Here is a 13488-nt window from a genome sequence, read left to right on the forward strand (position 1 = left end):
TCATTCGAGTCTAGACAAAATGACACCAAATGAGTTTTACTATGATCAGCTACCCCAACAAAACAAGGTGGCTTAACTAGAGCGGAATATCACTTATAAATACGCTTTTAGTTGTTCAAACAAGTGGAACCACCTCTGTTTGTAATGATATTTTATAAAATTCAATATTAGATCTGCAGAGAAAAACTTATCAAACTAAGTATTGGCTAGTCTTTTTCTTCGAAAAACTTATCAAACGAAGTATTAAGTTAATCTTTTTCTTCAACTTCTTCCTTAAACTCAAACAAATCATTCATCGTACAGTTAAAGTACTTACACAACTTATCGGCGACTGGTAATTCAATACGTACAGCACGGTCATAATACATACTTGTGAGCGTGTTGCGATTGATACCTGTTGCATGCACCACTTCACTTAATTTTAAAATTTTTCTATCGCCCATGAGGCTAGATAACTTACAAGTAATCATATTTAAATTAATTTACAAAAAATAACTTGCTGTGGGTTATTTGAAGTTGTTGACTGAGTAATACTTTGCTAAAATTAACCTACAGCAGGTTATTACAACTTATAGAAAGTATATTTTATCCATTTCAACTAAATTATAACTTTTTAAATATAAGGATTGAACCTGCATTAGATTATTTTGTGGAGATGACCGCCGTGTTACCAAATGAGTTATTGATCAGCCAGCAAGCTCGTGACTTAGGAAATCAATTAATTAAAGAAATGAACATCAATAGAAGTTATGGAATGGCTAATTTTCTTGGAGTAAATACTTGCTATGATAATCATCAGGCTGTACTTATTTGGACATTTCAACTGCTTGAAAGGGAACCTGCCTTAAATGAATTAGCAGAAATTAAAAAATATTTTCTTTTAATCTTTCCAGATAGTGTTTATCAATTAGCCTAAGTTGTTTTTAAAATTAATTTATTAAATAAAAAGCACTAAATCAAAGAAAGCTTTATTTAAAAATACCTATTAATTCAAAAACATACCATTTACTGAATATATGAAGCATAGGTTCCTGCTCTATCACTCACTCGTACTAAAATTACATCGCTCTTTTTACTGATACTAAACAATTTATGTCCACGCCACGTTCTGCGGCTTCGAGGGCTAGTTTTTGTTGAACCACTGAGAACAAGGACAACAAACTGCCTACTATATTTTCCCGGAGAGTGGTGTAGGAACTTTTTCATTATTGCTAATCATATCAGCGACAACATCAGCAACGAGCTCCTCTATTCCTGAGAATGCTTTAGACTGATCCGCATCAAGCCAAGACAATGATGGAAACTCAGCACATCATTCGTTTAAGACCTATTTTAATGACGGCACTGGTCGCAAGTTTAGGTTTTATTCCAATGGCGTTAAACACTGGAATTGGTGCAGAAGTACAACGACCACTAGCAACAGTTGTTATCGGCGGTATTGTATCTTCTACAATTTTAACTTTGTTTGTATTGCCTATTTTATATCAATGGGCGCATGGCTCTGAGAGTAGCAAACAGCAATCCGACGAAATTTAAAATCAAAAAAAGCAGCTTAATTACTAGGTTATGCCTAATTAAGCTGCTTTTAATATTGTATGCCCAACATTTTATTGATAAAGCTTACTGCGCTTCATCCCGACAATTTTCATTTAAAAACTCAAACTCTATCGTTGTATGCGATAAATGATAGGAAGATAATTTAGCTGCAACTTCTTGTTTAAGCCTAATTAATTCTTTAACGTCAAAGTTGTCACTCAGCTCAAGGTGCGCTGTTAAAACGTGACTTTCACCATCTAGTGACCAAAAGTGCATGTGGTGGATACCATTAACTTCAGGAAATTCCATTAGTGATAGTTTAATACGCTTTTGAGTCTCTTTATCGGGTGCAGCTTGAAGAAATAAAACGAGTGTTGATTTCAGGTTTTTGAAAACATTAAACAAGATGAACAGCGTGAACCCTATTGATAAAAGGGGATCTAATATCGGCAGTTCAGCGAACAACAGTACGATAGAGACTATAAGAACGGCAACCCATCCAAGTACATCTTCAAGAAGGTGCCATGTCAGCACTTTCTCATTTAATGTTTCACCCGCTTTTAATTTTAATACAGCATATCCGTTAACGGCAACGCCGAGTATCGCTAGCCCTAACATCCCCTCGACTACAGGCATTTCAGGATTGGACAGCTTTGGAATTGCTTCAAATAAAATCCAAATTGAGCCAATGATTAAAACAATACTGTTTATCAATGCGCCAAAGAGAGTAAGTCTACGATAACCATAACTAAACTTATCTGATGCTTCTTTATCTGAAAAACGACTTAAAATCCACGCAAAACCTATTGAAAGACTATCACCAAGATCGTGAACTGCATCTGCCATTATCGCCGTACTGTTAGTGAGCCAACCACCTATAAATTCGATAATAGTGAATGTCACATTAAGGAAAAATGCCCAACCAATACGGTCATCTTTACCATGTTGATGACTATGATTATGGTTGTGCATTTTGTACCTCTAGTACTTTTCTATTTCTTAGTTTTGATACATTCATATTAATCAAGTGACGTATCAAGCGTTGATATATCCAGCGTTTGAACCCCGACAAGTTAGTCCCTTTTTCGAGATAGAACTCATCAGGGGAATCATAAAGCCCAAAGTCATCATGAATACCTTCTTTTTGAATATAGGTATTTTCTCCACGCCAATCTGTATCTGGTGATGAAAAGCACTTTGTTGCAACACCATAACCACAAAAATCATCTTTTACAAACTGATAAGCGGCACCAATTTTGTTGAAGTTATCCAAGTTTTTCCACCTACGTTGATCGATCAAGGATTGGATATCTTTGTGTTCAAAATTAACGATATTCGTATTGTTTAAATATTTCTCAGTCATTTTTTATATATCCTTTTCGTTGCATACTTATACTATAGACTCTATAGTAACTATAGAGTCAAATGTCTGGGGGAAATTGATGAAAATAGGCGAATTGTCAAAAAAATCGGGCTGTTCAATACAAACGATTAGATATTATGAAAGAGAAGGATTACTGTTAAATCCAAATCGTTCAGAAGGTAATTTCAGGCTGTATGATAGCAAAGCACTTAAACAATTGGAATTCGTAAAGCATTGTCGCAGCCTAGATATATCACTCAATGATATTAAACGTCTTATCGAATTAAAAAATAAGCCAGAAGAAAGCTGCTCTAGCGTTAATGCATTAATTGATCAGCAACTTGCACTAGTGAATAAACGCATGAAAGAATTAAGGGCGCTTAAAGCTGAATTACAACAAATGGCTAGTGCTTGTGGTTCGAACAACCCAACATACTCATTATATTCTGCTGACCATGTAACACGGCAAGTATATTGTTTACTATCCATTTGAAACCCCATAATGTTTTAAGTCTATGTATAAAAGTACGATTTTCACTTAGCAGTACTTAAATAATCACCCCACCACTGCATCATTTCAGTCCGCTGGGCTAAATAGTCAGCGTGATTATAGCTGGCACGGGTACGGTTCTTATCAATATGTGAAAGTTGTGCCTCAATCCAGTTATCCTGGAACAAACCTGAGTCATTCAAAATGGTACTAAAAGTGGAACGTAGTCCATGAGAGGATAATTGATGTTTTCCATAGCCCATCTTACGTATAGCCATATTTAATGTATTAAAATGAATCGGTTGATTATGTTTCCGTGGGCTAGCAAAAATGTACTTTTCACCGTATGACCATTGCATGACGTCTTTTAAAATATCTAAAGCCTGATCTGAAAGTGGAACTAAGAAGTCGGGAATCTCATGGCCTAATATGACTTTTCGTCGAAACTGTTTAATATGCAAGGCAGGTATTTTCCAGACTTTTTCATTTAAATCAAAATGATGAGGCTCAGCCAATAACAATTCAGCCCCTCGCACGCCAGTATGTAATTTGAACAGCAGTGCTTTTTTAATAATCGGATGGGCATCCAATTTTTGTAATTTATACTTAAAATCAGATATATCCTCCGCTTTCAAATACGGATAATTTTTCTTGATTTTACTGTTAATGGCGATTTTATTTAAACCATGCGCGATGTTGAATTCACAATAACCCATCGCTACAGCGTAGTCATAAATTTGGTTCAAATAACTACAAGCTTTCTTGACAGGTTCTTTTACTTGGCGTCCCTCTATTTTTTTGATTACTGAAACCAGGTCATAACGCTTGATGTTTTGAAAAGGTAGATCCTGAAGGTCTGGATAAATATCTTGCTGTAAGCATCTTTCTGCTAACTGTAGTACACCACAGCGGGGTAGATCGTTGAAGGCATTTTTCAGTTTGAACTGTAACCACTCCTCCCCGACCTTACCAAAGGTGATGACATTAGAGGCAGTATCTTGTTCAAAACAGAAATCATTGTCTTTAAAGTCATCTCTGACTTGTCGTGCCTTTTTCAGCGATAAATCAGGATAACGACCTAACTGAATGCGTCGACGTTTTTTAGTTTGTGGATCTGTATAGCGATAGCACCAAGATTTTCTTCCACTCGGCTCAATCTTCAGGCTAAGCCCATCTTCATCGGATAAAAAACTGGTTTTTTCCTTACAATGAGCTTGGCGAACTTTAATTTCAGTAAGACTCATGGAATTTAAATGAAACCTAACAATGGGTTGATTGGATCAATTATATCAAAATAGAACGCTTTATGTATGATGCGTACACTACGCATCATATATATTTGTAATATATTGTTTTATATATTTAATATTTTAAGTATTTGTATTTTAGTAACCATTATAAGTACCACCTCTTCTTTAAGTTCCCAACAACTCACTTTTTCTGTCATCAATGTTAAATAAGTCTTGTGCTTTAAATTCTTAGATGACCTCCTCTACCCTTTATTATCATTTTTATAAAAGTAACTATATGTACTCATTAAAATTTGTAGAGCTCAAAAACAAAAAAGACCGCTATATAGCAGTCTTTTAACTTAATTAAATAATAATTAATTCATTTTCATCATAAGTGCATAAGCATCACGTTTGTTTTGACGCAATGATTCTATCTCGGACTTCGTCAGCTGTTTTACGAGAGTAATTAACTATAACTAAAAATATAGACAAATATTTGCATAAGTTCTCATTTTGTCTATGTCGATTCAGTAGTGGCAAGGTGGGTATTTATTAGAGATTTAAATGATTATCTTTTGTATTTTAGGTGAGTGTCTTGGTATATTAGCATCCATATCTATTGATTATCCAATCCCTTAACCTAGGCATGACTTTGTGAAATTAACACGCATCCACCATTGTAAAAACTTGAATGTGCAAAAGTACAAACAGCTTGAGAAACAAGCTGTTTTACTTGGTCGTATTCGTAGCGAGGTGTGGGCTAAATATGGTGCTATTTCAGGTTTGAATATCAGTGACAGAGCTATTCGTGATGCGTGGATGAAAGAAAGTCGTGACTTTGGTGTTTCTGCAAATGCGTGGAAAGAAACGCTACGTGATTGCATAGGTGATATTAAAGCCTATCGAGAAGCATCAAAAGACAAAGTAAAGCAGGCGATCCGAAAACGCACCTCCTGTAATAATGAACAAAAAAGACTATACACCTTGCTTAAAAAAGATGAATGGATGACTGATAATTTCCTCCATCGTCAAATGCGTAATCACTTTAAGCATGGTGTTAATCACACACATAATCAAATTATTGTTCGTGCGGATATGTGTAAAACCTTTGAGTTAAATGGTCAATGTTGGCTTAAAGTACCAAGCCTAATCCCTCGACAAACCATTAAAATCCCATTAAATACGACTGTTGATTTTGCGCCACAAGGCACACTTAGAATCATTCTAAAAAACGGTAATGTTGAAGTTCACTCAACTTATGATGCAGTTGAAACACAGGATTGTGGTCAGGAAACCGTAGGTGTTGATAAAGGGTACTCAGAAGCTTTTGTGGACTCTGATGGCGATGTATATGGGAGTGGTCTAGGCAAGCTGATCTCAAGTGAATCAGATTATTTAAATCAAAAGTACAAGCACAGAAACAAGCTCAGAGCGATTGCTAAAGCTAAACCACACAAGAAACAGAAAATTGAGTTAAATAATCTAGGTCGAAAAAAACTAGATAAGCGACAAGATACTCAAAAAGCAAAGCTCAAAACATTAATATTTACAGCAACTCACAAGTTGGTTGATAAAGCCAAAGTGATTGTTGCGGAAGATTTAACATCCCCAATTCAAAGTAAACGCAACTATGGCAAAAACACCAATAGACGCTTAAATACATGGGCTAAAGGTTTGTTAGCTAATGCCCTAACTTCTATATCTCACCGTAGAGGTTCTACGGTGCATCTAGTCAATTCTGCATATACTTCGCAAAGTGATTCTTTCTTGCATGGCCTTTTAATAGGTACACGTAAGGGAGATCGTTTTCACCGTTTCAATGGGGAAGTTGTGCAAGCTGATTGGAATGCTGCGAGAAACGTGCTTGCAAGATTAAACGACAATGAGATAAGTCGTTATACGCCTTACAAAACTGTAAAGCGTATATTGCAAGAACGGACTGACCGCTACAAGTCGGAACTGACCGACTCAGGCTCTAGTTACACGCTTGGCAACAAGACATTAACAGAGTGCGAATTAGTCCTTGAGTATGTTTGAATACATTTTAAGGAACAGTAGGATAAAAACATGCACTTATTTAAATTAACTGACGAACAACTCGCACAAATTCTTATCCCGAAACGATTTGTACCACCTACTCCACCTGAACATGAAGGCAAGAATATGGTCTATGTATTTGATAGTGAGGATAAGTTTGAACTGACTTATGATGAGCTGGTGGAAATCATTAGCAAAGCTAGAATGGCTGGTCCGAAGTTGATACCTGTCTTAGGCACCGTGAATTAAATTGTGCAGTGTTCGCACGCCACTTGAAACATAACTTGATTGGAAATGAATTTGGGCTGAGAAAAATTCAGTTCAAATTTAACCTGACGGGCACACTAAAAAATGGGTAATTGTCAGATCGAGTTTGGACTACAACACTTTAGCTCATCGATTTACCATACCGCTAATCTTCACACCATTTTCGTAAATCCAGCGATCAAACTGTGATACTACATTCCGCTTATTAATCCAAGTCAGCATGGTGCTTTTCATAAAGGCAGTTTACTTATAAACAGGGAAATTTCTAAACAATTCCCCTTTAACATGCTTAGGCTATTTGATCCAGAGTTCATCTTTTTGCATCATTTTTAACATTAAATTAAATATAACCAGCGGAGTAACATTTTTTTTGTTAGAGCCGACAACTCTTTGAAAACTAAATTTAACGGTTCGCTCAGGAGCATCCAAATTAACTGGGTAGTTTTGTTTTTCTAAATACAGATGATCTCCTAACATTGGCTCTATACCAGTAATAAAATTAACAATTTGTTGCTCATCACCTTTCATTCGGCATTGAAAATGTAGAAAATTCTTACGCAGTTTTCCAAATAATAATAATATTTTAAGCGCCTTAACCATGTTCTTTTCTTTCAGTGCATCTTGCTGCCTATCATCTTTATAATGAAAATCAAGGAGAGGAATTATTTCATCTGGACGAGTCAGTTTTTTAGCCTTTTCGTAAAGTTCATCAAACCAACTCTCTTCTAAATTCTTACTATAAACATAATTCGTTTTTAAATTAAATTTTTGGCGATCCATCCATTTAGTGCTCATCCATTGACATCGTTGCATCCATTCTTGAGCTTGGGTATCTTCGCTTAATCGACCTTCTCTAAAACTTATCAAACGTTGAAAAGGTGTCAGAGTACTCTTCTCTATACTAAACTTCTTTTCTTGTCGGCCAGCCATCGTAACTGGCTGTGTTTGCTGATAAGAATTAAACCATTTCTGCTGCTGAGTATAACGATTTAGGTTTATGTAGTCTGTACTTGACTTCACTGGACTAAAACACTGTTCTAATACTTTTTTTGAAATGATACACGGCGAATTATAAATTCGATCGACTGCTAATAAATCCAAAACATGAAGGTAATTTGAAGCCGTTTGCTCAATACTGCTATGCCCCATCCAAGAGGCGAGCACCTGCCATTTATGTTGAATAATCTCTTCTTGAGCACGTGCTTTCATACCAAACAATAAATCCCTCATCTTTTTTGCTTTTACCCAAGGACAATCTGTGTAGGTCTTGATCATTTCTTTTGAACCGAGCAAAGTTATTGCTAGATAGTTAGCAGCACTGTGGCGTAATGTATGAAAACTAAAGCCATGATGCATACCTAATATTTGACTAAACAAATCTACTGTAATTTTGCTGATACATTGATCAGTTAATACACGATGATTCACACTAAAAAGTAGATCATCCTGCTGATTAACCAAATATTGCTCATAACGATGTTGTATGTAACGTTGTACTACTAAAAACTCATGTTCTGACAATGCAATTTTCAATGGTATTTGACGATTCGCACTTCGCGTTTTCAGACGGCGATATGAATTGTCTTGGATATGAAGCGTGATATTATTAAAAACTGTATTTTCTTTTTCTTTATAAAGTAGCTCTGGGCAAATAATATCTTGTATTTTAAGACAACGAACTTCATTTAATCGAAGTCCAGTTCTATAACTTAGTAAATACATCAGCTTTAAACAACTCAGATGATCGACCCACTCTGATGCCGTTGGCTCTTGACTTAAATTTTCTAGTTTTTCCAATAATTTGCCAAATAGCAAAGGACTCACTAGCCGTGCATTGCAAATTTGTAAATGCTTAAAACTTGAATTCTGTAACACCAATACCCCTGGAGCATCATAATTCTCTATACAGAATTGATGAAAATCTTTTAGGCGACCAAAACGGTATTCTGCGCTTTGGTGCATCTTACGAGAGGTTTTTCCTTTCACCGAATCTCGTTGAACTGCTTTTTCATCACGTTCACTGCTGTATTTCAATAGCTGCCGATATAAATCCTCATAGTCATCTATGGATTGTTGCTTTAAATCTAATTTATTGAGCCAAATCTCAAATATAAATTCTTTGCCAAACGATCCTAAGTAGCTTTCAATAGTTGATAATTGAAGCCCTCGTTTTTTTAAATGCATTAACCAGTGAATTAAGCGTAGTTGAGCATCAATTAAAGACTTTTCCTCCGTATTAGCATCAACTATCTTCTCCTCTAACACCCTTCTAGTTTCTTGCCAAAAACGTAGCGTGCGTTCTTCTTTATTCCTCTTTTTATCTAAACGCTCAACTTTTTGACCTTTACGTTTCTTTTGACCAAACAACATCAACTCATACGGAATCGTTTGTAATTTGCTTTGAACAGTCGGAACTTCAGGAAGTAACTGCTCTTGTTCAAAATGAATAGGGCGATTATCTGGTTCTGTGACTTGATTGTAATCATTATTCCACAGCAATCTAAATTCGGATGGCCTTAAAGCAACAGTATTAATCTCTTGCTGAAGCACATTACTCAAAAATATATCTATGCTGAGGTTTGGATTAAATTCGAGTACCATTTGCACATCATTAAATGCACGAAATCCACGGCGTTTAATTTGATATTGCAGATCCCCAAGACTTTTTTTCCTGCCTATCTTACTCAAGCTTTCTAAAATACAATCTTCAACTGAATGTTGCAGACAAAATTCTTTCTGAGCAGCTTTCAACTTTTTTAAATATTGCAAAATGAACTGCGCATATGGGTTAAAAAAAACATGTTTCCATTGGTACAACTTTCCCTGTTCTACATCGTTGCCATATTGAGAGTTTTCAACACGATAATGTAGTAACAATGGATTAGTGATTTTTTTGTAGTCCGAATGGTATAACCGAAAACAATTCAGATCTGTACCAAGCTCAATGGCCTCCTGCAATTGCTTCTGAATAGCAATCAAATGCTGTTCATCTGCACAGCCTGAAATATATATAAAACTTAAGCATAAATTTCCCCATAAGTACTTTGGTTCATTCCAATATTCAAATGAATCTTGCCAATACTGCCTTAATTCCTTAAGTACATGGATATGTAGATGCCCCTGTTCTAACCGTGACTCTGTACTCTCAATTTTTCTAGGCAGTACGATCCGTTTAGTATGTGGATTTAGCTTAATTCTGTATGATTTTTTATCTACATTCTGGTTGAATTGCTTCCTTCTTTTATTAAATTCATCTTCAGTAAATTGCATCAGTTTTGATTGTTCGTCTCGGCTCAACTTTTGACTCAAACAATCAACACTATCTTTAATGTCATGCCATTTTTCAGCGATCTGCTGATCAAGTTTTTGCTGCATTTCTTTCGTCAATACTTCAGGTGGAGAAGGCTGTCTATCTAGCGACTTTTTCACCATTTTATGAATATCAACAAATAGATCATCTAGTTGTGGTTTTATTAGTTCTTTGATTTTTTGCATACAACTATTTTCGCTCTAAGTGTTTAATCGATAAAGATTTGACATTATCTTGCAATTGCTGGCGGGCTTGCTGTACATAGACATTCGGGATAAGTGAAGAATGCGGATGAAAAGCCTCTCGGTCACGTTGGTCATGACCATACAGGGCCTGAATTAAGTGAAAAGCTAATGCTGGTTTACCCTCTTGCTGCTCATGCATCAAAAAGTTCATGTCAAAATGACGTAACCAATTCGAATACATATTCTTTGGAAAGACTCCTTGCATATATGAATTCACCCATTTTCTCGATAAAGGGATTAACTTAATTTTCCTGCTCTGCCATTCTTTGACAGTTATCGGCAAGATATCTTTACTAAAAATGACCTTACCAAAAAGATCATTTACAGTTATCTTCTTCTTTGCAAAGACTTGTCTAAAAAATGAACCGTACGCTTCAATAATTTGTTCTAAAAAGGCAGTGTAATTTTGCAGTGTTTTTATGAAAAAATCAGATAAAGGGATAAAACGACCATCTTTTCTTGCTTTACTATTTTTTTTATCATTCACATATAAAAGCTTGAGCTCAACACAATAATCATCCAAATTCCCCAACAGGTTTTTTTTAGGCCGACTTGCCAAACTCAACAAACTGATATGCCACATCCAACACGCATATGCATTAAGTTGATTAATAATGTGCTTATCTTCTTGGATGTTTTCGTGACAATGTCTATGTAAAATATGGAATTGCTCTTTCACAAAATTGGGTTCAAGTGCCAGTTGGCTCCCTATCCTTCCTATAGATAATGCAGATTGCACTTTGAATTGTTGTTGCAATATTTTTAGTTCAGCCGTGTCTTCAGTAAAATGTGTGGAATGTGGTGTAAGTGCTTTTTCTAAAAAGGCTAGATATGTGCTACTGAGTTGAGTTTTCGGTAGCCCGCCATAATAGATACCAGGCATGTGATGCTGACTATCCCGCCCAGCAATTACATGAGCAAGATATTCATTATATGTTTCATAATATATATGAAAATATAATTGAGCCTGCAGTTTTTCTACAGTGATCGAACCTACAAACCGATTATCAAGCCAATTCTTAAGTTTCGTATTAATGTGTGTTGATGAAATTAGTGGATTCGATGCTTGTTCTATATAGTCAAACCAAGCAGAAGGTAAATGTAGTTGATGTGTCATCACTTCATTCCACCGCACATGATTTAAGCTCTTAATCTTCTGCTCTGTAATTTTAAGATTTAATTTGAGTAAATATTCGCGACGTCTACTTGAACCATTCTGGATCAAAATTCCATCTTGAATAAGCTCGTTAAAATCCATCAGTGCGACGGGTGATAATCCCGTCAAAAGTGACAATAAACATGCTGCAGCGATTGCAGCATCCCTCCAGTGCCCGGATAACTCGGTTCTCAACACATAAACAATTTGCTTCAGTATATCTGGCGCCAAATAATGTGGATTTGTAACAAAAGGAGCATGACGGCGCTGGCGATGCCGCATTAGATGCGTCGCATTATCGCTGAGTATATAATTTAAATTTTTAGACTTTTCATCTTCTGAATAAAACTCCATTTCAGGATCTAATAGATCAACTTCACCCTCTTCATCTTTGTGAAGAGCGGCATCATAAATACTAATCTTTGCGTTATGTCCAATATCTACTTGCTTACCCGTTTTAATTTCACGAAATTTTTTGAGTTCATTTTTCGTCGGCCATTGCAAAACTTTGCTTTTTTTTGACTTACGCTGACGATGAACTACACGACGATCATCTAGTCTTTTAAAAATTATTAATAGAGCCGATAAATACTCTATGACTTGTACTTGTTCGAAATCTTTAATATTAAAAAGTTGATTACGATCCTCTTTTTTCAAATTACGTTCGTACGTGACATAACAATTTAGCAGCTTACTACATTCATGAAATAATTCAGCATGATTAGAATCCAGCACATATCGTGAGACATAGCGTAATAGGTCACAAACATGTTTTTGCTTATTCTCAGCTTTATCAATTTTTGCAAATTCTTGATACTGCCGATATGTTAAAAAACTCGCTTGTAGAATCAAATAACGTTGCGATGACAGCTCTTGTGTATTACTAGAATCTGGACATGCAAAAAAACTCACAGCAGCTAAAAAAGAATACTTACCGATCTGTCTGGAGCCTGATATATAGCTATAAATTTGTTGTGCTAATTTGTATAGAGCGTAGACATCTTTATACAAATCATCTGATAGATCGACAAATTGTGTATTTACAATATCATCACGTAATAGACAATAATCTTGTTGATATTTTTCTGCTAAATCTAAGAATTGCTCTTGTGTTTCAATGTTTGGCATATTCATTTTCGCTTAATATTTTTATCACGTTGCATTGTTTAAATTCATTGTGATCAGAACGATTTGGTAAAAGTTGATCCTTTATTGAATTCTTTGTTAGCTTAAAAAATCTTGCAAAAAATTTAGCATCCAGTTCTTTCTGAGCTTTTCTTTCAAAGCACAAGTGTTGTTGTGATTTTTCGATAAAATCATCAAGATTATGTATCAACTGTAAGATTGCAACATAATTAGAATGCACACGTAAGCCTGGCTCCGTTTGCATCAATAGCAAGATTTTTTGCCAAATTTTCACATAGATTATTTTGAACTTTGCTTGTACTACTACTTTCTGACTCTGTTTAATCTTTTTGATTTTCAGTAGTTCTGAGTTAATTTTTACTATCTCAAGTTGAACATTTTTTCGGTCAAAGCAAAAGGGCATGATAAATTGCCCCATAAAAATTTCTATATTTTTTACCAAATAGTCAAATCTTAACATTTTTATCGATTTAAAAAATGAGCATATCTTTGTATATGAAACTTCATTTAATTTATCAACTAAATTTTCTCAAAATTACAATTCTCAACAAATACATACGGTTTGCTTATCTATGACGGTCTAAATTTTAAGAATTCTTCCACTTTTTTTTAGTTTTCTGTTATTACATGAAACAATACCGTTGTATTACATTTTAGAAATGCTGTGTATGCAGCATTGATCAAAAAGATTCTCTGCTATACTTAC

12 protein-coding genes and 2 pseudogenes are annotated in these 13488 nt (G+C 35.2%); 5 read left to right on the top strand and 9 right to left on the bottom strand.

Features of this window, described 5'->3' with window-relative positions:
• Positions 1-248: 248 nt before the first annotated feature.
• On the bottom strand, positions 249-470 hold the full coding sequence (locus tag FTU17_RS11765; protein WP_004658364.1) for a helix-turn-helix transcriptional regulator: 222 nt from the start codon (positions 468-470) through the stop codon (positions 249-251).
• A 194-nt stretch (positions 471-664) separates the two neighbouring features.
• Here FTU17_RS11765 and FTU17_RS11770 point away from each other — a divergent pair, with 194 nt between their 5' ends.
• Positions 665-916, top strand: coding sequence for a hypothetical protein (locus FTU17_RS11770; RefSeq protein ID WP_004658363.1), 252 nt, complete (start codon positions 665-667; stop codon positions 914-916).
• A gap of 252 nt (positions 917-1168) precedes the next feature.
• Here FTU17_RS11770 and FTU17_RS11775 read toward each other — a convergent pair.
• Positions 1169-1312 (bottom strand): annotated as a pseudogene (locus FTU17_RS11775) (antitoxin HicB); the annotation flags it as partial.
• Between FTU17_RS11775 and FTU17_RS11780 the strand changes: the two are divergent.
• Positions 1312-1536, top strand: a pseudogene (locus FTU17_RS11780) (efflux RND transporter permease subunit); the annotation flags it as partial. The pseudogenes FTU17_RS11775 and FTU17_RS11780 sit on opposite strands and share 1 nt — an antisense overlap.
• An 84-nt stretch (positions 1537-1620) precedes the next feature.
• Here FTU17_RS11780 and FTU17_RS11785 read toward each other — a convergent pair.
• Positions 1621-2508, bottom strand: coding sequence for a cation diffusion facilitator family transporter (locus tag FTU17_RS11785; protein ID WP_127800877.1), 888 nt, complete (start codon positions 2506-2508; stop codon positions 1621-1623).
• Positions 2495-2899, bottom strand: a complete 405-nt coding sequence (locus FTU17_RS11790; RefSeq protein ID WP_163146585.1) for a hypothetical protein — start codon at positions 2897-2899, stop codon at positions 2495-2497. The genes FTU17_RS11785 and FTU17_RS11790 overlap by 14 nt, the downstream gene beginning before the upstream one ends.
• 79 nt (positions 2900-2978) lie before the next feature.
• Between FTU17_RS11790 and FTU17_RS11795 the strand changes: the two genes are divergently transcribed.
• Complete coding sequence (locus tag FTU17_RS11795; RefSeq protein ID WP_005245163.1) at positions 2979-3392, top strand: Cd(II)/Pb(II)-responsive transcriptional regulator; 414 nt, start codon at positions 2979-2981, stop codon at positions 3390-3392.
• 41 nt (positions 3393-3433) lie between these two features.
• Here the strand turns inward: FTU17_RS11795 and FTU17_RS11800 are convergent, their stop codons facing one another.
• Positions 3434-4633, bottom strand: a complete 1200-nt coding sequence (locus FTU17_RS11800) for an integrase arm-type DNA-binding domain-containing protein (RefSeq protein WP_005245164.1) — start codon at positions 4631-4633, stop codon at positions 3434-3436.
• Between the two features lie 642 nt (positions 4634-5275).
• Between FTU17_RS11800 and FTU17_RS11805 the strand changes: the two genes are divergently transcribed.
• Both FTU17_RS11805 and FTU17_RS11810 read left to right on the top strand, forming a co-directional pair.
• Positions 5276-6658 carry an IS200/IS605 family accessory protein TnpB-related protein gene (locus tag FTU17_RS11805; protein WP_159153749.1) on the top strand — a complete coding sequence of 461 codons (1383 nt, stop codon included), beginning with the start codon at positions 5276-5278 and terminating at the stop codon, positions 6656-6658.
• A 30-nt stretch (positions 6659-6688) separates the two neighbouring features.
• Positions 6689-6907, top strand: a complete 219-nt coding sequence (locus FTU17_RS11810; protein WP_000550047.1) for a hypothetical protein — start codon at positions 6689-6691, stop codon at positions 6905-6907.
• 144 nt (positions 6908-7051) lie between these two features.
• Here FTU17_RS11810 and FTU17_RS17740 read toward each other — a convergent pair whose 3' ends face one another.
• The 4 genes from FTU17_RS17740 to FTU17_RS11825 are packed head-to-tail and all read right to left on the bottom strand — an operon-like array spanning position 7052 to position 13200.
• Entirely contained in the window at positions 7052-7159 is a 108-nt protein-coding gene (locus tag FTU17_RS17740) for a hypothetical protein (RefSeq protein WP_372551473.1), read from the bottom strand.
• Positions 7160-7219: 60 nt separating this feature from the next.
• Positions 7220-10420 carry a site-specific integrase gene (locus FTU17_RS11815; RefSeq protein WP_127800785.1) on the bottom strand — a complete coding sequence of 1067 codons (3201 nt, stop codon included), beginning with the start codon at positions 10418-10420 and terminating at the stop codon, positions 7220-7222.
• 4 nt (positions 10421-10424) lie between these two features.
• Positions 10425-12764 (bottom strand): hypothetical protein, encoded by a 2340-nt coding sequence (locus FTU17_RS11820; RefSeq protein WP_127800787.1) that lies wholly within the window; start codon positions 12762-12764, stop codon positions 10425-10427.
• Positions 12751-13200: a hypothetical protein gene (locus FTU17_RS11825; RefSeq protein ID WP_002046161.1), complete on the bottom strand. Its 450-nt coding sequence runs from the start codon at positions 13198-13200 to the stop codon at positions 12751-12753. The genes FTU17_RS11820 and FTU17_RS11825 overlap by 14 nt, the downstream gene beginning before the upstream one ends.
• Positions 13201-13488 lie beyond the last annotated feature (288 nt).

The sequence above is a fragment of the Acinetobacter sp. YH12070 genome, from assembly GCF_013419625.1.
Lineage (GTDB): Bacteria > Pseudomonadota > Gammaproteobacteria > Pseudomonadales > Moraxellaceae > Acinetobacter > Acinetobacter amyesii.